The sequence below is a fragment of the Streptomyces sp. NPDC041968 genome (assembly GCF_055589025.1).
Genome location: NZ_JBVJCB010000002.1, coordinates 198648 through 219506 on the forward strand (window position 1 = coordinate 198648; position 20859 = coordinate 219506).

The window sequence follows — 20859 nt, forward strand, 5'->3', positions numbered from 1 at the left end:
CAACTCAGGAGGAGTGCGCTCGGCGCCGGTCGGCGCCGCCGGTCCCGTACCCGTCCCGCGATGGCCACCGGGGCGCCCACGACCGTCGCATTCGGCCCGGTCCTCGCGTCGCGCGGCGCACCGGACGGTGTCACCCTGGAAGTGGTGCTGTGCGCCGCTCCACGGCATGCGCGAGGAGGGATGATCATGTCCGCGCGTCTGGTGGTCTGTTGCGACGGTACGTGGAACTTCGCGGATCAGCCGAGCAAGACGAACGTCGCCAAAGTGGCTCTCTCCGTGCGGCCCGGTTCCGTCGCCGGGAAGGAACAACGCGTCTACTACCACAGCGGTGTCGGCACTCATCGGCGCGAGCGCCTGCGCGGCGGCGCGTTCGGCATGGGGCTCTCGCAGAACGTCGTGGACGCCTACCGGTTCCTCGTCGAGACGTACGAACCCGACGACGAACTGTTCCTCTTCGGGTTCAGTCGAGGTGCCTTCACCGTCCGCAGCCTGGCTGGGCTGATACGCAACAGCGGCATCCTGCGCCGCGACCACGCCGACCGTGTACCGGATGCGTGGGCCCTCTACCGCGACCGGATCGAGCAACCGAACGGCGCGGCCGCCACGTTGTTCCGGCGCTCGTACGCGCACGAGACGGACATCGCCTTCGTCGGGGTGTGGGACACCGTCGGCGCCCTGGGCATCCCGGCGCCGAGCACGACGTGGCTGCGGCCGGCGGCGAGCCGCTTCAACCGCCGATGGGCGTTCCACAACACCGATCTGAGCAGTCGCATCAAGGCGGCGTTCCACGCGCTGGCCGCCGACGAGCAGCGTTCGGCGTTCCGGCCGACGCTGTGGCACCAGCATCCCGGAGCAGCGGCGCGGGGTCAGGAGCTGAAGCAGGTCTGGTTCGCCGGCGTCCACAGTGATGTCGGCGGCGGCTACGAGGAGACCGGGCTGTCGGACATCGCCCTCCTGTGGATGGTGGACCACGCCCGCGGACACGGGCTGGAGTTCGACTCCGACGTGCTCAGCACCACGGGGCCCCAGGTGATGCGGCCTCAGGAAAGTACCAACTTCCGCGTACGACCGGACGGTTCCGGCCCTCTCCACGTCTCCCGGACGGGCATGTACCGTTTGTCCACGCCCTTGCACCGGCCGCTGGGGCAGGCGGTGAACGACGACGGCGAGCCCGACGGCAACGAGTTCCTCGCGGTACCCGCCAAGGAGCGGTACGACCGCGACACGGGCTACCGGCCACCGGAGCTGGAGCGCTACCTGAGCAGACAGGATCGGATCCGGCTGGAGCCGGTCCTGGTACCGGGCGCGTTCCCGGGGCTGCCGCCCCTGCATCCGTCCCAGGGCGGCGCGTTGTCCAAGTGAGCGCCATGCGCGCTGTCCTCGTGCGCGCTGTCCCGGTGGGCCGGTGCGGTGCCCTTGTCGGCCGGTGCGCCGCCCAAGTCGACCGGGGTCCTGTTCAGGGTGGCAAAGTGGCGCCGTGATCCGCCAAAGCCAAAAGGGAACGCCGTGATCCGCCAAGCGGCGCGCGGGAGCCGTGCGGCCCGCCGAGGGGCACGCACGCCTCCCACGGGCCACGGGTCGTCCGCAGCGAGGCGGCCTCGGTGCACCGCCCCTACGTCGGTGCCAGGTCGGAGCCGAAACCGCCACCGGCCGGACGCTTCTCGAAGTGCAGGTGGGGCCCGGTGGAGTTCCCGGTGGAGCCCACCTCCCCGATCTTCTGGCCTGCCTTGACCGAGCCCCGCTTCACGGTCTGCTCGGAGAGGTGGCAGTACCAGTAGTCGAATCCGCCGGCACGCAGGACGAGGAAGTTGCCGAAGCTGCCGTCCTTTCCACTGCGGACCATGGAACCGCTCCGTACCGCGACACAGGGGGTGCCCTTCGGGGCGGCGTAGTCCGCGCCGGTGTGGTAACCGAGGCTCCAGTGCCGCCCCTTCACCCGGTAGCGAGTCGAGACGGGGTGCCCCGGTACGGGGGACGCCACGCGCCCGCCGGAGGCCGACGGTGCCGGCGACGACGAGGGGACGCGCAGCCGGTCCCAGGAGAGCTTCCCCGGAATGCCGTCCGCGTCGTCCTTGCTGAGGCCCAGCTTCTTCTGCCAGGCGGCGTACGAAGCCCGGTCGGCCTCCGTCCACACGGGCCCCGGACCGCTCTTGTACTTGCCGCACCCTTCGGCCACCAGTCGCTTGCCCATCGAGGCGATCACGGGACTGCGCTGCCCCTTGTGGAAGAACGCCGCTCCTGGGAATGGCGCCAACGCAGGCATGGCCCTCACTCCTTCCTCATGTGCCCCCACGGCACCCGACTCACGACCCGAGTCGCCCTGCGGTACACGAGGTGCCCGCGCACCGGAGTACGCAGGAGAGGTCAATCCTGTGGCCGCCCCCCGGGGCGCTCGCAAGGCCGCCGGTCAGATGCATGCCACTTCCACCATGCGCCCGGAAGAGGGCCCGCGCAAACCCGGAAGCGGGCCGACAGGTGGCGTTCTGACGATGTGTCGGAGCGCATTCGTGCGGGCGTTCCACGGCGTGCCGGACGGCTTCATGACCGGGGCACTTCGAGCCGCTCCCAACTGAATCTGCCGGGGATGCCGTCGGCCTCGTCGGCCTCGAAGCCGAGCTTCTCCTGCCAGGCGGTGTACGACCGGACGTCACCCGCGCCCCACACGTCCTTCCGGCTGCCGGTCGCGTAGCGGCCGCATCCCTCGGCGACCAGCCGACCGTGCATGCTCGCGATGACGGGTGAGGTGCGACCCGCCTGGAAGAACGACGCACCGGGAAACGGCTCGACCAGCGGCCTCGCGGGGGTCGGTTCTCCCGGACCGGCGAGGAACGAGGGCCAGGATCCGGGGTCGACGTGATCGTTCTCCGGGACCTGACCGTGGGCGTACCACCCGCCCCGCGTCCGCCATGTGTCGTCCGGGCAGGTGTTGCGGGACAGGGAGGTCGGGCGGCCCATGGGCCAGACGTCCGGTACGCCCCAGGAACTGATCCAGGAGTGCAGCTCGGCCCAGCCCTTGCACGGGGTGTCGACCAGCCTCGCGAACACCTCGCCCCCGACGCGGCAGTGCGGGAAGAACAGGGCCTCGACCTGGAGGACGACCTTGCCCGCCCGGTTGGTACGCGTGCCGCCGGGGGCGTCGGACAGGGCCTTGCTGCGGGATGTGGCGGGCAGGAACTGGGCGAACGCTCCGGTGAAGGGATCCCAGAGGACGTGCGGCGCCGAACCCCTGCCGCCGTCGGTGAAGAAACCCTTGAGATTCGCGAAGGGGACCAGGTCCAGGGGGGCACCGGCGGTGGCCTCCCTGTCCGCCGTGATGTGGGCGATCGCGCGGGCCGGGAACTCCGCGTCACACGGCGCGTGGTCCCCTACGTCCGCTTTGAGTGCTTGAGGCATCCATGGAGTGGGCACGGCGGGTCCTTTCCTCTGCGTCACACGGGATCGTGTCGACCACGGGGTGAGACCGGAGGGGGCGGCGGGAGCCGCATGAGCCACCGGCCGCGCAGCCGGTACTCCCCCGTCCTTCCACGATGCGTCCGACGACAGGGTCCGGCAAACCGCGGGAGCTTCGAGACCGGATGGCTGCCGACTGCCGCTTCGGTTCGTCCAGTTGGACCGCCGACGACGCCGGCGACGCCCCATGGGGGGCGTACGCGGACGTGCCGGAACAGCGCCCTCCGAGGACTCCGTCTCTGAGCGCCGGCACGCTTGCCGCCCCCTGGTCGTCGTCGTAGCGTGGTGTGTAAAGGACCTGAAGTTGCCGTGGTCCGTCATGTCAGTCGCGCAGTCGGGGGCGCGCGAGAACAGCACGGCGCCAAGCGTGTCTGGAACCATCATGGCCAGAATTTCTCGGCGACACCTCCTTCACACGGCCGGTGCGTCCGTGGTGGCAGCGGCACTTGTCCTGCCCGTGGGTGCGACGGTGGCCACGGCGGATCCCCGGGAGGTGCCCGGAGCCAGTGCCGGAGCGCCGGCGCGGGTCACTGACCCGCCACCCTCTCCTTCGTCGACGCCGGGTGAACCGGACGATCCCGCGACGCCCCCGGCGCCGGACACCACGACGCCGCCGAAGCCGAGCGACACAACGGAGCCGGCGGAACCGGACTCCGACCCGCCCGGCGAGCCGTCCGAAGACTCCCCGTCGCCGGACGCCGACACCACGGACGGACAGACCTCCGCCCCTTCGCCCGACCAGGAGACCGGCATCGCGGAAGCCACGACGGACCTGGAACGGATGAGACAGGACGTTCCCGAAGAGCTCACGGCCACCGTGGACACACTGATCACGCTCGTCTCCACGGTGGAGAGCCCGGAGACCTTGCCGCAGGACCGGCAGGGCGTCGTCGAGAGCGCGGAGCATCTGACCACCGCACTGGCGGCGATCAACGACCCGCGGACTCCGCCCGAGCTGCGCCGGGAGCTGACCTCCGTGGTGAAGCAGGTGACCTCGACGCTGCGGGTGGTCAGCGATCCCCGTGCTCCGGCCGAGGAACGGTCCATGCTCATCCTGGTCGTCAAACGCTCCACGTCCACCCTGCCGCTGATCTGTGCCCCCGGTACGCCGCAGGAACTGCGGGACAAGATGATCGCCGGCGTGAAGGAGAGCGCCTTCGCCGCGCAGCACAGCGCTGACGGGGACTCGGCTCGCGCACCGGACCGGAGCGGGACGCCGGCCCCGGACACGACCGTGAGGCAAGCGCTCCCGGGGAAGAGCGGCTCCGACGAGATAACTCGGGACAAGAGGACACCACCGGAGGAACGCGAGCGACTTGTCACCGCCACTCAGCAGGTCAGCGCCTTGCTGAAGAAGATCAGCGACCCCGAGACCTCGTCGGAGGAGCGGTCCGAGGCGACCAGGGATCTCGATGACAAGACCGCTCGCATGAAGGACCAGCAGGAGCAGGCCGCCTCCGCCCAGGAGCGCCCGGAGGAGTCGCTCGGCAAGGCCGCCGCGGTCTGCACCAGTGCCATCTTCGATTCCACCTCGGAGTCCGCCCTCGCCCAGGGACTGGAGAAGCTGGTTCCCCCGGACTGGGAAGGGGAAGGAATCAAGGACTTCTGGAAGGCGGAGGAGAAGACCGACGACCGGCTCGAGGTCCTCGCCCGGTTGCGCAACAACGAGAACGCCCGCGGCCCGTTCGAAGTCGTACCGCTCATCACGGAGCTGGCCGAACTCGTCCCGCACGACGAGCTGTTCGGAAGCCTGGGAGGGTCCGCCCTGTCCTGCAAGCAGACTGCCACCTACCTCGAGGAGAAGTTCGGCATCACCGTGGGAACCTGGCTCTCCTGACCGGCACGCGACCGGTCAGACCCCTGCGGACTTCAGCAGCTCCGCCACCGAGATCTCCGAATCCACCCGGGCACTGGCGGCTCCGTACCTCTCCAGCTCCCGTCTCTCCTCGCCGTAGTCGCCCGCTCCGGAGAAATTGAACGGGAACGACGAGATCGAGGAGATGAACCGGCCCCCCGGGGACCAGACGGCCGTCACATAGCGCGGTTTGCGCGTCACATTGATGAGGTTGTTGTTGTGGCGCACTCTGGCGCGGTAGATGAGCTGCCCTCCGCATACGGCCGGTTCGCAGTAGTAGCGCCTGTCCCGCTCGTTCCACGAGGGGTGAGGTGACCTGAATTCCTCGACGTCCAGCTTCCCCCGGTCCTTCCGCATGTACGAGATCTGTACGTCCACGCTCACGGTGTCGTACCCGACGTCCCTGGGAAGCTGGAACACACGCTTGAGGGAGTGTTCCTGGCCGACGTCGAGAGCGTCGCCGGACTCGTAGAACCTTCCGCTGCTGACGGTGAAGTATCTGAGTTGGTCGACATACAGTTCGGCCTCCCCTTCGCGCGCTCCCTGTTTTCCGACGCTCTGCCGCCATTCCTCCATCAGCCCCTCGTCCCCCGGTGAATACAGGGCGACTCTTCCGCGCACCGTGTAGATGTCGTTCATGATGTACACCGGGATGCCTCCGGTGTTCTTCATGTGCAGGGTCAGCGGTACGTGCACGAAGGCGAGATTGTCGTCCTTCCAGGCTTTCCCGAATTCTGCCCTTAGGGTGAAGTGCATCGGGGCGGCCGCCGGCTGGTACATGGTCGAATAGGCAAGGCTGACAGCCGTCAGGAGGGCCGTGGCGACCACCCCGGCCGCGAACCTCTTGGGCTGGGGAACCCCCTTCCACGACTTCTGGCGCACGAGCAGGCAGAACGCCCAGAGGGACCAGCACACGGCGGGCAGGTACACCAGCAGGTGACGCGTGTACTCCCGCTCCTCGAACCAGAGCAGCAACAGGAGGCTGTCGGTGGCCAGGGCGACGATCACGCCGAGCAGGACGACCGCTCCCGCGGCCCGGAACTGCCGTCTCCCCCAGTAGTCGAGTGCCGCGACGGCCGCGGCCCCCAGCACGAGCCCGGAAAGGACGAACAGGACTCCGGTGATCCGTTGCGCGAAGGTCAGGGCTCCCGCCGCGTCCGGCCAGCCGATGACCGCGTTGAGCACCATGGACACCAGCAGCCCGACCACCATGAGGGCCATGACCGAGCGTCTCCGCCAGGCCCGGTCGGGCCAGACGTCGCTGTCGCCCCCGCGCCAGCACAGGGCGGACCGGTCCGCCAGATCCACGTCCTTCGGGTAGCCGAGTCGACCGAGCACCGTGCGCAGCTCGGACGGGGACCAGGCGCTGCCGACCTCCTCGCCACCCAGCGTGACACGACGAAGACCGCGGTCGTCCGGCGGTTCCACGACGACCCAGGGACGGATGCTCATGATCACAGAATCGAACCTGTGGCGGTTCCGTGCACGCGGGACTACCCCGTTCGCCCCTCCTCGCCTCCCCCAAGGCTGTCGGTTCGGGGCGCGTGGAACGCACCCCGGTACTCGTACGCCGTGCGCTTGCCGGGTCCCGGCGCGTCAGTCGGTCCCCGGCGCCTGACGCAGCACGTGGACGGCCTGCTCCACAGCCGCACTCGATGCCCGGGTCCCGCGCACCGGGTTCAGCATCATGACGTCGTGCAGGGTCGCGTTGCAGCGGACGCTCGTGGTCGGCACGCCGACTTGGACGAGTTCGCGGGCGTACGCCTCGCCCTCGTCGCGCAGCACGTCGCACTCGTCGACGATCACCAGCGCCGGCGGCCGTCGGCGAAGGTCCGGTAGCTCTCGGTGTCCTGGGCCGCGTCCGTGACCGGGTGGTACCGCGACTGGTGCAGGAACGTCACGTCACCGCGCTGCCTGGCCAGGTGCGCGAGGGCCGCCGCCTGTTGCCGCCGACCGAGTCACCGGCCACGCCCATGCGGCTGCCGTCCGGGCCCTCCTCGGCACCCTCGCTCACGACCCACCGCCCGGACCGCCCGCTGCCGGGAGACGGAGTCGGTGGGCCGCCGCGACAGCGAACCGTCCGGGTGCCGCCTGCAGCAGGCGGGCCCGGCCGGCCTGCGGGCGGGTGACCGCGCCCGGGTCAACGGTTGGTCGACGCCAGCTGCTGCGGGGTGTAGCGGGCTCCCCGTACGGCCTCGGGCCGGACCACCGCGTCCAGGGACGCGAGGTCCTCCGCGGTGAGGACCAGGTCGGCGGCGGCGGCGTTCTCGGTCAGGTAGGCACGGCGTCTGGTGCCCGGGATGGGGATCGCCCCCTGGGCCGACACCCAGGCCAGCGCCACCTGAGAGGGGGTGGCCCCGTGCCGCTGGGCGACGGCCCGGACGTGGTCGACCAGCTCGAGGTTGGCGGCGATGTTCTCCGGGGCGAAACGCGGCAGCTCCCGGCGGGAGTCGTCCTCGTCCAGGTCGTCCACGCTGCGGATGGCCCCGGAGAGGAAGCCGCGGCCGATGGGCGAGTAGGCGACCAGCCCGACGCCCAGCTCGTCCAGGGTCCGCTTGACGCCGGATGCCAGCGGGTCCCGGCTGAAGAGCGACAGTTCCGACTGCACCGCGGTGAGCGGGTGCACCGCGTGGGCACGGCGGACGGTGTCCGCGGAGACCTCCGAGAGCCCGATGTGGCGCACCTTCCCGGCCGCCACCAGTTCGGCCATTCCGCCGATCGTCTCCTCCACCGGAGTGGCCGGGTCCAGGCGGTGCATGTAGTAGAGGTCGATGTGGTCCGTGTTCAGGCGCCGCAGGGAGCGCTCGACGGCTCGTCGGATGTGTGCGGGCCGGCCGTCCAGTGGACCGGGCTGCCCGTCGTCGGAGAAGTCCAGACCGAACTTGGTCGCCAGGATGACCTCGTCACGGCGATGGGCCAGGGCGCGACCCAGCAGCCGCTCGTTCTCGAACGGGCCGTACGACTCGGCCGTGTCGAACAGAGTGATGCCCAGGTCCGCCGCGTGGTTGAGGGTGGCGACGGCCTCCTTCTCGTCGGCACTGGCTCCGTAAGCCCCGCTCAGGCCCATGGCACCGAAGCCCTGGGCCGACACCACGGGGCCGTGATGGCCCAGGCGAACTTGTCTCATGTGCTGTTCCTCGCGTCGTCGAGGGCTTCCGTGCGGAGCGGAAGCACCTGCGCGGGTCGACCGACCCGGCACATGCGACCTTACACACCGTGTGACTGGTACGAGCAGCGGTGCGTGTTGTGAAGTGTGGGCGACGCAGACAGCACGATTGCCTGGTCCGGCCGACGGCGCGACGACGGCGGCCGGCGGTCTCCGTGTCACAGCATCCGGAGCCGTCCGGTCATGGGGGTAGTCAACACGGTGGTGCGTCGCCCGTCCGCGAGGGCGTGCCGTGCGCCCACCGGCTGCCGCGCGGCACCGTCCGCGTCCGCCGTTCCCACCACCACGCAGTGCCAGGAAGGCCGCCATGAATGACCCGTCCCGGCTCACCGGGGCCTCCGCGCCCAGTGAGCTCGACCAGCTGCCCGACCGTGACCGCGAGGAGACCGTCGAATGGCAGGCCTCCCTGGACGCCGTCGTGCGCAACGCTGGACCCGAGCGAGCGGTCTACCTGGTACGGCGGGTGCACGAGTTCGCCACACGGTCCGGGATGTCCCTGCCGGGCCTGCTGTCCTCCGACTACATCAACACCGTCCCGGTCGCCGCCCAGCCGACGTTCGACGGTGACCTGGAGACCGAGACCCGGATCACCGCGCTCAACCGGTGGAACGCTGCCGCGATGGTCAGCAACGGGGCGCCGCTGGGGCTCGGCGGGCACATCTCCACGTACGCGTCCGCGGCCTGGCTCTACGAGATCGGCTTCAACCACTTCTTCCGCGGCAAGGACGGTGACGGATCGGGCGACCAGCTGTTCCTCCAGGGGCACGCCTCCCCGGGCATCTACGCCCGGGCGTTCCTCGAAGGCCGTCTGGACGAGGAGCAGCTGAACGCCTTCCGCCGTGAGGCCGGTGGCAGGGGCCTGCCCTCCTACCCGCACCCCCGGCGGCTGCCGTGGCTCTGGGAGTTCCCGACGGTGTCCATGGGGCTGGGACCGCTCGGCGCGGTCTACCAGGCACGGTTCAACCGGTATCTGCACGCCCGCGGCATCAAGGACACCTCCGCCTCGCGAGTGTGGGCGTTCCTCGGCGACGGGGAGATGGACGAGCCGGAATCGCTCGCCGCGCTGACCCTGGCCTCCCGCGAGGGCCTGGACAACCTCACCTTCGTCGTCAACTGCAACCTCCAGCGCCTGGACGGTCCGGTGCGGTCCAACTCGAAGATCGTGCAGGAGCTGGAGGCGCGGTTCCGCGGGTCGGGCTGGAACGTGGTCAAGACCCTGTGGGGTGAGGCCTGGGACCCGCTGCTGGCGCAGGACGCGACCGGCGACCTGGTGACGCGTCTGGGCGAGGTGCCGGACGCGCAGCTGCAGACGCTGGCCGCCCGGGACGCCGCCTATGTTCGCGAGAGGTTCTTCACCGGAGACGTGCTCTCCGCCGTGTCCGCCTCCCTGAGCGACGCCCAGGTGGTCGAGCTGTTCCAGAACTCCCGCGGCGGCCACGAACCCCTCAAGGTGTACGCCGCCTACCGGGCCGCCGTCGAGCACCGGGGCGCGCCGACCGTGGTGCTCGCCCAGACGGTCAAGGGCCACACGCTGGGCTCGGCGTTCGAGTCCCGCAACGCCAACCACCAGATGAAGAAGCTCACGACGGCGCAGTTCCGTGCGCTGCGCGACACCCTGGAACTTCCCATTCCCGACGGCGCCCTCGCGGGCGACCGGGTCCCGTACTGGCACCCGGGGCCGGACTCGCCCGAGGTGCGTTACCTGCGCGAGCGGCGGGCCGCGCTGGGCGGTCCGGTGCCGTCACGGCGCGTGGTCGCGGGGCCGCTGCCCGAGCCGCCCGCCAAGCCCTTCGAGGCGCTGGAGAAGGGCTTCGGCAACCAGGAGGCGGCGACCACGATGGCGCTGGTCCGGCTGGTGAAGGACCTGATGCGGGACGAGCGGACGGGTGCGCGCTGGGTGCCGATCATCCCCGACGAGGCCCGCACGTTCGGCATGGAGTCGCTGTTCCCGACCGCCGGGATCTACTCCCCGCTGGGGCAGACCTACGACCCGGTCGACGCCGGCCAGTTGCTCCACTACAAGGAGAGCAGGACCGGCCAGGTGATCATCGAGGGCATCACCGAGGCCGGTTCCGTGGCCGAGTTCACGGCCGCCGCGACCTCGTACGCCACCCACGGCGAGCCCATGATCCCGTTCTACATCTTCTACGCCATGTTCGGGTTCCAGCGGACCGGCGACCAGTTCTGGGCGCTGGCCGACCAGATGGGCCGCGGCTTCGTCGTCGGCGGCACCGCCGGGCGCACCACGATGACGGGTGAGGGCCTCCAGCACGGGGACGGCCACTCGCACCTGCTCGCCTCCACCAATCCGGCGGCGATCAGCTACGACCCGGCGTTCGCCTTCGAGATAGCGGTGATCGTCCGTGACGGCTTGCGCCGCATGTACGGCGAGCGGCCCGAAGACCTCTTCTACTACCTGACCGTGTACAACGAGCCCAAGATCCAGCCGCCCATGCCCGCGGTACCGGGCATCGAGGAGGGCATCGTCCGGGGCGTCTACCGGTTCCGGGCCGCCGAGCCCACCGCGACCGGCCCGCGCCTGCAACTGCTCTCCTCGGGTACGGCCGTCCACTGGGCGCTCCGTGCCCAGGAACTCCTGGCCGCCGACTGGGACGTGCACGCCGACGTGTGGTCGGTGACCTCGTGGACGGAGCTGCGCCGCGACGCGATGCGGGCGGACGCGGCACGGATGCGGGGCGAGGACAGGACCCCGTACGTCACCGCCGCGCTGTCCGGCGCGCCGGGGCCGGTGCTGGCCGTCAGCGACTGGATGCGGCAGGTGCCGGACCAGATCAGCCAGTGGGTGGAGCAGGACTACTACTCCCTGGGCACCGACGGATTCGGGCTCTCGGACACCCGTGAGGCCGTGCGTCGCCACTTCGAGGTGGACGCCGAGTCGATCGTGGTCACGGCGCTGGACCGGCTGGCCCGGTCCGGGCAGGTCGCCCCGTCCTCGGTCGCCCTGGCCCGTGAGCGCTACGGCCTCGACCGGTGACCGGCCCGTCGGTACCCCTCCCCCGGCACCGGCGTGCCCGGCACAGGCAGCCGTGGCGCAGGCAGTAAGAACACAGCACCATGAGCAACCTGGAGACCCAGCCGGTGGAGGTGCCGTGCTCGGGCGGGGGCCGTACCCGGGGAGTGGAGGTCCTGACGGCGCGGAGCGTGCCTCTGGGCGGTCCGCGGGCCATGACCGTACGGCGGACGCCGCCGCAGCGGGCGGACGCTGATCGGCGCGTGGTGCTTCGCCGCCCACTCCGGCCCCGACGATGTGGCGCTGACCGGCGGCATGCGTGTCGCGCCGCACCCGCACACCGGGCTGCAGACGGTGAGCCGGCTGTTCAGCGGCGAGGTAGAGCACCGTGACGGCATGGGCGACCACGCCCTCGTCCGTCCCGGGGAACTCAACCTCATGACCGGCGGCTTCGGCATCAGCCACTCGGAGTTCTCCACGGCGGACACCACCGTGCTGCACGGGGTGCAGTTGTGGGTCGCGCTGCCCGAGGCGCACCGCGCCGCCGCCCGCGACTTCCAGCACTACGTCCCCGCCCCGGTGCCTCTGCCGGGCGGGCTGGCCCGCGTCTTCCTGGGCGCGCTGGCCGGTGTCGCGTCCCCCGCGGCCACCTTCACGCCCCTGCTGGGCGCGGAGATCACCCTGGAGGCGGGTGCCTCCGTGGCCCTCGACGTCGGCGGGGCCTTCGAGCACGGTCTCCTCGTCGACACCGGAGAAGTCGCCCTGGAAGGCGCCGTCCTGCGCCCCGCGGATCTGGGTCACGTGCCTCCCGGCACCACCCGGCTGCACCAGTCGTGCTCCGCGGATCAGCCGGCCAGGACGGTGCTGCTGAGCGGTCCGCCGTTCGGGGAGGACACCGTCATGTGGTGGAACTTCCTGGGCCGTACCCACGAGGACGTCGTCCGGACCAGCAGGCGTGGCAGGAGGGCTCCGACCGATTCGGGCACGTGGACGGACACGGCGGGGAACGCCGGCCGGCGCCCGAGCTGCCCAACGCCACACTCACGCCTCGACGCGCCCCTCCCCCACCGCAGGCGACCGGCGGACCGGGGGCTGTCACAACCGCCGCGGTTGTCCGGTCTATGCCCATGACGGCCGGGTGACCTCGCCCGGAGTCCTCGCCGCCAGGAAGGAAGTGACGCCCGTGCTGTCCGGTACCCCTACCACCCGAGGCCAGGACGTGCCGGAGGACACCACCGACCTCGGGGTGTCCCTGGCCGCCCAGGCGGCTCTGCTGGAGACGCGTGCCCTGATGCTGCGGGAAGCGCTCGACGCCGTCGACGCGAGTATCCGGGACACCTCCGAGAGACTGCGCCGACTGCGCCGACGGAAGGGCGACGGAGACGGCGCGCAGTAGGTCCGGTGCCCGGGGGCCCACGGGCCGCCACTCGTGCCTCGGCGCGGGAACGTACGCGGCCCCGGGTGCCGGCTCACGGGGGATCGAGGGGACACCCGGGGCGCTCACCCGCTCGGCTCCTGAGGCGGGTGCGCACGTGCTCCGGGCCCTCCTCGGGTACCGTCCACCGGTGTCCGGAGCACTGCCATGAACCTAGCACACTGTGACACCGTTTGCGCCAGTGGCAGAGAGGAACCGCCCCCGAGCAGCACCTACTGAGCAGGTGAGCGGCCTTCCTTCTGGCCACGACGGGCCGTCGAAATCACACGGTGTGCCCGCTGACACGGTTGTCAGGGCCCGCTTGTAGCATGTCCGGTGCCACGCGAGAAGGGACGATCCATGCACGCTGGCGCTCACCCCGACCCCCTCGACCGGGCGACGCGGGACTTCCTGGCGGTACGCCCCCGGCTCTTCGGCATCGCCTACCGCATCCTCGGCAGCGCGGCCGAGGCCGAAGACGTCGTCCAAGACACCTGGGTGCGGTGGCAGAACACCGACCGCGCCGCCGTTCACGAGCCGGGCGCCTTCCTGACCACCGTCACCACCCGCCTCTCCATCAACCTCGCCCAGTCCGCCCGGGTGCGCCGGGAGACCTACGTCGGTCCGTGGCTGCCCGAACCGGTCGACACCGCGCCGGACCCCCAACTGGGAGCGGAGCGCGCCGAGGCCGTCGAGATGGCGGTGCTGCTCCTGCTGGAGAAGCTGAACCCCGTGGAACGCACCGCCTACGTGCTGCGGGAGGCGTTCGACTACCCCTACGACCGCATCGCCTCGATCCTGGAGACCAGCGGTGCCAACGCCCGCCAGCTGGTGAGCCGAGCCCGCAGGCACCTGGCCGACGAGCGCAGGGAGCGTGTCGACCCCACGACCCACCGGCGCCTGCTGGAGGTGTTCCTCTCCGCCGCGCAGACCGGCGATCTGAAGGTGCTCGAAGACGTCCTCGCCGCGGACGTCGTCAGCTACGCGGACGGCGGCGGGATCAGGGGCGCGTCCAAGATCCCGGTGGTCGGGCGCCCGCACGTCTCCCGTTACCTCGCTGCCTTCGCGCCCCGGTTCTGGCCGCAGGCGGACACCCGTTGGGTCGAGGCGAACGGTCGGCCCGCGGTGCTGGTCCGTGCGGGCGGTACGGCCGTGGCACTGCTGTCCGTCGACGTCTCCGCCGACGGCATCGACCGGATCATGTGGGTGATGAACCCGGCCAAGCTGTCGCCCTACGTGGCGTCCCTGAGCGGCTGACCCGCCGCGGCCGCTGCCCGCGGCGTCGGGCGCATGTCACAGGAACGGCGGCTGACCGGTCACCCGGGAGTCCAGACCCGGACCAGCGCCATCCCCAGTGCACGTGTCCCCGGTCCCGCGCCGGGACACGCACCACGACGCCATCGGAGCCTTGCCGTGACCGAACGGATCCCGCTGCCCTCCCTGTCGACCGAGAAGGACTTCGACGGGGACACGTTCTCCCCCCTCTACACGACCACCGTGACCGTGCACGGCGGTGTGGCCGCGCACGGGCGGGCGTCCGGCAGGGCCCGCTCGGCCGACGGAGTCCTGGACCTCGAACTGCGCATGCCCGCGGAGCTCGGCGGTGACGGCCGCGGGTCCAACCCGGAGCAGCTGTTCGCGGCCGGGTTCGCGACCTGCTTCCATGGCGCGCTGGCCCTGGTGGCGCGGCAGGAGGGCCTCGACCCCGCGGAGATCTCCGTCGCGGCGACGGTCGCCTTCGGGCGTGACCCCGGGGACGGGGGCTACCTGCTGAGCGTCGACCTCGTGGTCCGGTGGCCCGGCGTCACCAGGGAGGTGGCGGCCGCGCTGCTGGAGAAGGCCGACTCGCTGTGCCCGTACGCGCGCATGGCCGACAAGGGGACGCCGACGACCATCACCCTCGTGTCCTGACGGCCTGCCCGTCCGCCCCGCCGGCGAGCGCGTCCCGCACCTGTCACAGAAGACGACCGCACCTGGTCATTCCGGATGTGGACGCCGACGCACCCGGCTGGTCCACGGGCCCGCCGCCGGGACCGACCTGCCCGGTGACGGGAGTCCAGGGGTGGCCGGCGCCGCCGTGCGGGCGTGTGCCGGCCACCGAACTCCCGCGACCTCACAGAAGGCCACCATCATGTTCCTCCACCGTCACCGGGCCGCGCTGCACAGCACGGACTCGTCCGCGGCGGCCACCGGTGTCTACACCGTCGACCCGGCGCGCAGCACGATCGGCTTCTCCGTCCGGCACGCCGCACCGGGTCCACTTCTCGGGGGCGGCGGTCCTGCGCCGGTGGGACTGCGGGCTCACCCGGAGCACGGCACCGGACCCGAGCGGTGTCCTCGGCGGTGACGGGCTGACTCTCGCCCTGGACGTCTCGGCGGTGCGCGTCGACCACGACGTGGCGGCCTGACCCCGACGGCCGGGGCAGCTGCGTCACGGGCACCCACGTGTCAGGCGCCCGCGTCTCAGCCACCTGCGTCTCAGGCGTCGGAGGGGCGCGGGCGGTTCCACTCGCGCAGTTTGTCGGGGTTGAGGACCACCCAGACCTGCACCACGTGCGATCCGGCGATGTCGAGGGTGATGACGGCCGCGACCTGGTCGTCGTAGCGGGCGACGAGGCCCGCGCGCCCGTTGACGGAGTGGGTGTCCAGGGTGGTGCGGGGGTGGCGGGAGAGCAGCGTCAGCAGGCTCCGGGCGACCCGTTCGCCGCCGTCGACCGGACGGCTCAGGGCGCGGAGCTTGCCGCCCCCGTCGAAGTAGGCGGTGGCGTCGGGGGCCAGCAGGGAAGCCAGCCGGCCGCTGTCCGCGTCGGCGCACGCCTGCCGTACGGCGTTCACTACCTCTGCGTGCCTGCGCGGCGAGGTGGGGTGTGCGCCCTGGGCGCGCAGGCTCCGGCGGGCCCGGCCCGCCAGCTGGGCGCACTGCGGTTCCGACTGCCCGACGACGCCCGCGACCGTACCCGGCGAGACCCCGAAGACGTCGTTGAGCACGAAGGCCGCCCGCTCCGCCGGTGCGAGGGACTCCAGTGCCCGCAACAGCACCGCACTGGCCTCGCCCTCGACCCCCGCCTCCCGGGCCTCGGTGCCCGGCCGGGGTCGCCGTGGTTCCTCGCCCCTGTCGGGCAGGGTCAGCCGGGCCAGGCAGATGCCGCCCACCACCTGCGTCAGCCAGGCCCTCGGCGCGGCGACCCGCGCCCGCTGCCCGTCCGTGAGCCCGTACCACCGGCGGTACGCCTCGTCGACGACGCCCTCAGCCGAGACCCGGCTGCCCAGCATCCAGTGGGCGACCTCCAGCAAGTGCCGTCGCTCGTCGAGCAGTTCCGCGATCGGCACCGCCTCACCGGCGTGTTCCATGGCGCATCCTCCCCTCGAACGGACCTCGGGCGCCACTGCCGCGGCGGCGGGCGCGGGCCGCCATCCGCGGTCCGCGGGGTGCCACGCCCAGCGCGCAGCGGTCGCTACGGTGACGTCTTGTTCTTGTCGGTATGGAAGGTGGACCGAGCAGGGGCACGGGTTGTGACACCGCTCCCACCACGGCCCGCGGAGTCGGGGCCGAGGCCTGTCACGGTCGCCTCGTTCGGCGCCGACGCTCGTGGCCCCCTCGCCGGGCCGTGGGGCCCCGTGGGAGACGAAGGCCTCCCGTGGGCGCTGGACCGAGGCGAGGGAGACGATGTCCCGGCCGAAGAGGGCGGCGGTGACCCACACGGCGAGGACACGCGCCTTGCGTTCCCAGCTCGGTACGGCGAGGACGTGGTAGCCGCGGTGCATCAGCCAGGCCGAGAACCCCTTGATCACCAGGCTTCGGTACTGGAAGACGCCCCGGCCCAGCCCCAGGGTCGCCACCACCCCCAGGCTGCGGTGCACGTAGTTCTTGGCCGGCCGGCCTCGCAGCGACGCCAGGATGTTCTTCGCCAGACGCTTGCCCTGTCGGACCGCGTGCTGCGCGTTGGGCACCGTACGGGCCCCCGGGCGCCCCACCGCGAGGTCCGGCACCGACGCGTCGTCCCCCGCGGCCCAGACGTCCGGCACCGCCTCGGTGTCCGTGCCGACCTGGAGGTCCGCGCGGACGGTGAGCAGGCCCCGCTCGTCCACCGGCAGGTCGGTGTGGTTGTGCACGATCGGGTTGGCGGCGTTGCCCGCCGTCCACACGATCAGACCCGAGTCGTAGGCGACGCCGTCGGACAGCTCTACGTGTCCGTCCTCGGCGGAGACGAGCTGGGTGTTCAGGTGGACCCGCGCACCCCGCTTCTCCAGCGACCGCACCACCCACTCGCCGGGCCCGTCGGTGACCTCGGGCAGGATCCGGCGACCACCTCGGGCAGGAACGGCTGGTTCGTCATGTAGGGGCGGGGGTCGACCACGGTGACCCGTGCCTCGCCCCGGCGCAGCTTCCTCTCCAGGCCCCACGCGGTGTAGAAGCCGGCGTAGCCGCCGCCCACGATCAAGATCTCTCGCACGGTGTCCTCTGTTCCTGTCGGCGTCCTGGAGAAGGACCGGTCGTCCGTGAGGCGGGACCGGTCGTCCGTGAAGAGGACCGGTCGGACCCGCCCGTTGTGACAGGCGCGAACCGGTGGGAGGCGGGCCGCGGCGCCTGCGCGAAGAATGCGTTGGCGGGCCGCGGTGGGCCGTTGCTACTCTCCCCGAGGCCGTGCGAATGAAGGAGGAGGTGGTACCCGTGAACGCAGTATCGACATGGGTGCTCCCCTTCGGGGTCACGGTCGGGCGATAGGTCGCCCGGGAGCGCCGTTCACGCGTACTCCCGAAAGGCACGACCATGCAGTTCACTTCCGAGCAGCGCCTCGACGACGGCGTCCTCGAGCGCGAGTTCACCCTCGGGGAGATCCCTGGCACCCTGTGGACGCCCGGATCCGCGCCCGCCCCGCTGGTCCTCATGGCCCACAACAACGGTCTGCCCAAGGCCGACCCCCGGCTGGTGGCCCGGGCCAGGTACACCGCGGCGCGCGGCTACGCGGTGGCCACCATCGACGCCGCCGGGTGCGGTGACCGTCCTCGGTCCGCCGCGGACGAGCGGGCCCGTGCCGACCTTCGGCGGGCGATGCGGGCCGGCGAGCCGGTCGACGAGATCTTCGAGTCCCTCATCGGCCCGCTGGTCGAGAACGCGGTCCCGGAATGGCGGGCCACCCTGGACGCCCTCCTGGAACTGCCCGACACCGGCGGACCGGTCGGGTACTCCGGGGGGTGGACGGCTCTCGGCATCCGGCTGGCGGTGGTCGAACCGCGCATCGCGGCCGCGGGCTTCTTCGCCGGGGGGTACGTGCCCCGCGCCCAGCGCGAGGAGGCCCGGCGGGTCACCGTTCCGCTGCTGTTCCTGTTGCAGTGGGACGACGAGGGGAACCCCCGGCAACGCGCCCTGGAGCTGTTCGACGCCTTCGGCAGCGAGGAGAAGACGCTGCACGCGAACACCGGAGGGCACACCGGCACCCCGTGGTTCGAGCTGGAGGACGGATGCCGGTTCCTGGACCGGCACCTGAAGTGAGGCCGCTCGTCCCACGGGCGGCGGACGGCGGGCGGTGCGGTCACCGGAAGGCCGTCGTCGAGGACCCTCCCGGACCCTGAGCGGCGGCGCCCGCCGGCTCCACGACCGCCCCGGCCCGCCGGTACCGCCCGTGAGTGGTACCGGCGGGCCGGGCCGTGCTCGGCCGTCGGCCGGCGCTCCGCGTGCGACCGTTCCCGGTCACCCGACGGGAGCGTGTCAGTCGCGGACGACCTGCGGAGCGATGTCCTCGGTGACGCCCCCGCCGGCGGCGGAGCGGGCGAGGGTGCTCGCCCGGGTCGGGTCGGTGCCGCAGAACGCGGCCTCGAGGGTCCCGCCGAGGAGGGTATTCACCGTGCCGTTGTTGGAGGTGTTGGCCATCGACGTCATCCGGCGCTTGCCGTCGGCCGTCGTGAACGCGTAGGTGTAGTAGCCCTGGACGGTGCCGGTGTGGCCGTAGACGGTCACACCGCAGGAGAGCTTGCGGCCACGCAGTCCGAGTCCGTAGGACTGGGTGCCGTCCGCGTTGACCGGGACCAGGCTCATCATCTCCCGCAGCTGCGCCGGAGCGACGAGCTTGCCGGTGACGAGGGCGGCGAAGAAGCGGTTCAGGTCGGAGGAGCTGGAGATGACCGCGCCGGCCGACTGGGCCCAGGAGACGGTCTGTTCGGTCGAGTCCACCAGCGGCAGCGTCGTGTCGTCCTCGCGGACGTAGCCCCGCGCGTACGAACCGGTGAGGGTCGTCCGCGGGTGCACGTACGAGGTGTTCCGCAGGCCGAGCGGCTTGAAGATCCGCTGCTCGTACTGCGCGGCCATCGGCTGACCCGTGAGGTGCTCGATCATCTGCCCCAGCACCACGAAGTTGGTGTTGGAGTAGCTGTAGGCGGCACCGGGCTCGTTGGTCGGGGCGTGAGCGGTCGAGAGGTCGATCAGCTCCTGGTACGTGAACACCTTGTTCCGCACAGCCTCGAAGCCCGGAACGGTGTGGTAGAACATGTCGTTCGTGTAGTCCCACAGTCCACTGCGGTGGCTCAGCAGGTGGCGCACGGTGATGCGGTCGTCCGGCAGTGCCTCGGGGAGGTAGTCGTTCGCCGGCGCGTCCAGGTCGAGGCGGCCCTCGGCGACGAGCTGCATCAGCACGACGGTGGTGAAGCTCTTGCTGACGCTGCCGACCCGGAACCTGAGGTCGGCGTCCATGTCCGTCCCGGCAGCCCGGTCCGCCTTGCCCATGGAGAGCCGGTAGACCGCGGAGCCGGAGTCGATCCGGGTGAGGGCGCCGGGCGCCCCGGCGGCCATCGCCTGCTTCTGCACGGCGAGGACACCGGTGAGCGAGGGCCGGGGAAGTGTGGGGGTGGAGTCCGCGACGGCCGGCGAGGCGGTGACCAGGGCGGCCACCATCGCGGAGCCTACGAGCGCGAGGCTCGTGTTTCTGATGCGCATCCGATTCTCTCTACGTGTGATCGGGCGGAGGCCCTGGACTCCGTTCAGGAACTGTGAATCCCGTCTGTACAAGGGCGTGTTGCCGCTCCTTGTCCGCGCGACGGACGTGATCTCCAGGGCGCTCAGAACGATAGCCCAGACCGGATCACGCAATATCGAGGTCGGCGTACAACTGGTGGTGGTCGGAGTATCGGGAGGGGTGCACGCGGTGCTCGCCGGGGGCGATGCCGCGCAGGAAGACGTAGTCGAACTTGCTCTGCCAGTCCGTGGTCACCCCGCAGGTGCCGGCGGCGGTGCGCGTGGGATGGCACCGGGGGTCCGTGTCGACGGCCAGGGCCCACAGGCGCGAGAGTTCGGGGGCGTCCGGCACCGCGTTGAAGTCGCCCAGGACGACGGCGCGTTCGTGCCGGGCGACCTCGGTGGCGAGCACGGCGGCCTGCGCCGCCCGGACGGACTCCTGCCGGCGCTGGGCGAGGTGCGTGTTGAAGACCCGGACGTCCTGGCCGCCGATCTCGGTGGTGACCGCCATGTAGCCGCGGTCCTCGGAGCCGCCCTCGGGGTACTCCTCGCTGACGTGGTCGGTCATGGGCGCGGCGGAGAGGACGGCCTGGCCGAACGCGCCCGGGTTCCACGGCGTTCCCCCGCAGCGGCTCCGCTTCTCCAGGACCATCCCGTACTCGACGTGGTAGACGAGACCGTGGATGTTCTCCAGGTGGTCCCGGATCGCCTCGACGTCCCGCACGCAGGCTTCCTGCACGCCGAGGACCTGAGGGGCGAAGGAGGCGATCTCCGCGGCCCGGTGGACGTTGCTCTCCTTGCAGGGGTTGCAGAGGTTCCACGTCATGACGCGGTTCGCCACCACGTCCCGCGCGGGCTCCACGGGCCGGCCGGAGTCGGGGCCGCCGGAAGAACCGGAGCCGACGAGGATCACGCAGAGTACGGCCATCGCCCCCACGAACCACCGTGTCCCTCTAGCGAGCACCATCGCCTCCCCCGGTGTCGACGCGCGGAGCGTCCGCCGTCCTCACGCACGAGGTTATGGGACGGGCCCCTTCCGTCACAGGCGGGGTCT

17 protein-coding genes and 3 pseudogenes are annotated in these 20859 nt (G+C 71.4%); 9 read left to right on the plus strand and 11 right to left on the minus strand.

The features are described 5' to 3' along the window. Positions 1–186: 186 nt before the first annotated feature. Complete coding sequence (locus ACZ6EG_RS05960; protein WP_469601957.1) at positions 187–1362, plus strand: DUF2235 domain-containing protein; 1176 nt, start codon at positions 187–189, stop codon at positions 1360–1362. Between the two features lie 250 nt (positions 1363–1612). On the opposite strand, the gene ACZ6EG_RS05965 is transcribed toward ACZ6EG_RS05960, so the two are convergent. From ACZ6EG_RS05965 to ACZ6EG_RS05975, 3 genes and pseudogenes are all read right to left on the minus strand, one after another. Next, complete coding sequence (locus tag ACZ6EG_RS05965; RefSeq protein WP_391969110.1) at positions 1613–1981, minus strand: M23 family metallopeptidase; 369 nt, start codon at positions 1979–1981, stop codon at positions 1613–1615. 33 nt (positions 1982–2014) lie between these two features. Beyond that, a pseudogene (locus tag ACZ6EG_RS05970) lies at positions 2015–2257 on the minus strand (peptidoglycan-binding protein); the annotation flags it as partial. A 281-nt stretch (positions 2258–2538) separates the two neighbouring features. Beyond that, positions 2539–3393, minus strand: a complete 855-nt coding sequence (locus tag ACZ6EG_RS05975) for a peptidoglycan-binding protein (RefSeq protein WP_391968813.1) — start codon at positions 3391–3393, stop codon at positions 2539–2541. 838 nt (positions 3394–4231) lie between these two features. On the opposite strand from ACZ6EG_RS05975, the gene ACZ6EG_RS05980 reads away from it, so the two are divergent. After that, positions 4232–5287 (plus strand): hypothetical protein, encoded by a 1056-nt coding sequence (locus ACZ6EG_RS05980; protein ID WP_469601961.1) that lies wholly within the window; start codon positions 4232–4234, stop codon positions 5285–5287. A gap of 15 nt (positions 5288–5302) precedes the next feature. Here the strand turns inward: ACZ6EG_RS05980 and ACZ6EG_RS05985 are convergent, their stop codons facing one another. From ACZ6EG_RS05985 to ACZ6EG_RS05995, 3 genes are all read right to left on the minus strand, one after another. Then, complete coding sequence (locus ACZ6EG_RS05985) at positions 5303–6757, minus strand: hypothetical protein (protein ID WP_391968815.1); 1455 nt, start codon at positions 6755–6757, stop codon at positions 5303–5305. Positions 6758–6901: 144 nt separating this feature from the next. Next, complete coding sequence (locus ACZ6EG_RS05990; protein ID WP_469601964.1) at positions 6902–7111, minus strand: alpha/beta hydrolase fold domain-containing protein; 210 nt, start codon at positions 7109–7111, stop codon at positions 6902–6904. A gap of 334 nt (positions 7112–7445) precedes the next feature. Further along, positions 7446–8432 carry an aldo/keto reductase gene (locus ACZ6EG_RS05995; RefSeq protein ID WP_391968816.1) on the minus strand — a complete coding sequence of 329 codons (987 nt, stop codon included), beginning with the start codon at positions 8430–8432 and terminating at the stop codon, positions 7446–7448. 346 nt (positions 8433–8778) lie between these two features. Here ACZ6EG_RS05995 and aceE point away from each other — a divergent pair, with 346 nt between their 5' ends. The 6 genes and pseudogenes from aceE (at position 8779) to ACZ6EG_RS06025 (ending at position 15264) form a co-directional block, all read left to right on the plus strand. Beyond that, the gene (aceE, locus tag ACZ6EG_RS06000) at positions 8779–11466 is read left to right on the plus strand and encodes a pyruvate dehydrogenase (acetyl-transferring), homodimeric type (RefSeq protein WP_469601969.1); all 2688 of its coding nucleotides are present in this window, start codon (positions 8779–8781) and stop codon (positions 11464–11466) included. An 80-nt stretch (positions 11467–11546) separates the two neighbouring features. Continuing rightward, positions 11547–12584 (plus strand): annotated as a pseudogene (locus tag ACZ6EG_RS06005) (pirin family protein). Between the two features lie 41 nt (positions 12585–12625). Next, positions 12626–12838, plus strand: a complete 213-nt coding sequence (locus ACZ6EG_RS06010; RefSeq protein ID WP_469601972.1) for a hypothetical protein — start codon at positions 12626–12628, stop codon at positions 12836–12838. Positions 12839–13216: 378 nt separating this feature from the next. Continuing rightward, complete coding sequence (locus ACZ6EG_RS06015; RefSeq protein WP_469601975.1) at positions 13217–14113, plus strand: RNA polymerase sigma-70 factor; 897 nt, start codon at positions 13217–13219, stop codon at positions 14111–14113. A 156-nt stretch (positions 14114–14269) separates the two neighbouring features. Continuing rightward, on the plus strand, positions 14270–14767 hold the full coding sequence (locus ACZ6EG_RS06020) for an Ohr family peroxiredoxin (RefSeq protein WP_469601978.1): 498 nt from the start codon (positions 14270–14272) through the stop codon (positions 14765–14767). A gap of 281 nt (positions 14768–15048) precedes the next feature. Further along, positions 15049–15264 (plus strand): hypothetical protein, encoded by a 216-nt coding sequence (locus tag ACZ6EG_RS06025; protein WP_469601981.1) that lies wholly within the window; start codon positions 15049–15051, stop codon positions 15262–15264. Positions 15265–15334: 70 nt separating this feature from the next. On the opposite strand, the gene ACZ6EG_RS06030 is transcribed toward ACZ6EG_RS06025, so the two are convergent. The 3 genes and pseudogenes from ACZ6EG_RS06030 to ACZ6EG_RS06040 all read right to left on the minus strand — a co-directional run bounded on the left by ACZ6EG_RS06030 (position 15335) and on the right by ACZ6EG_RS06040 (position 17310). Continuing rightward, positions 15335–16207: a sigma factor-like helix-turn-helix DNA-binding protein gene (locus ACZ6EG_RS06030; protein WP_469602643.1), complete on the minus strand. Its 873-nt coding sequence runs from the start codon at positions 16205–16207 to the stop codon at positions 15335–15337. A gap of 240 nt (positions 16208–16447) precedes the next feature. Next, a pseudogene (locus ACZ6EG_RS06035) lies at positions 16448–17179 on the minus strand (NAD(P)/FAD-dependent oxidoreductase); the annotation flags it as partial. Beyond that, the gene (locus ACZ6EG_RS06040) at positions 17077–17310 is read right to left on the minus strand and encodes an NAD(P)-binding protein (protein ID WP_469602676.1); all 234 of its coding nucleotides are present in this window, start codon (positions 17308–17310) and stop codon (positions 17077–17079) included. The pseudogene ACZ6EG_RS06035 and the gene ACZ6EG_RS06040, both read right to left, overlap by 103 nt. 317 nt (positions 17311–17627) lie before the next feature. On the opposite strand from ACZ6EG_RS06040, the gene ACZ6EG_RS06045 reads away from it, so the two are divergent. Continuing rightward, a complete protein-coding gene (locus ACZ6EG_RS06045; protein WP_469601984.1) occupies positions 17628–18350 on the plus strand; it encodes a dienelactone hydrolase family protein in 723 nt (240 codons plus the stop codon). A 216-nt stretch (positions 18351–18566) separates the two neighbouring features. Here the strand turns inward: ACZ6EG_RS06045 and ACZ6EG_RS06050 are convergent, their stop codons facing one another. Beyond that, positions 18567–19787: a serine hydrolase domain-containing protein gene (locus ACZ6EG_RS06050; RefSeq protein ID WP_469601987.1), complete on the minus strand. Its 1221-nt coding sequence runs from the start codon at positions 19785–19787 to the stop codon at positions 18567–18569. A 145-nt stretch (positions 19788–19932) separates the two neighbouring features. After that, on the minus strand, positions 19933–20733 hold the full coding sequence (locus ACZ6EG_RS06055) for an endonuclease/exonuclease/phosphatase family protein (protein WP_469601990.1): 801 nt from the start codon (positions 20731–20733) through the stop codon (positions 19933–19935). Positions 20734–20859 lie beyond the last annotated feature (126 nt).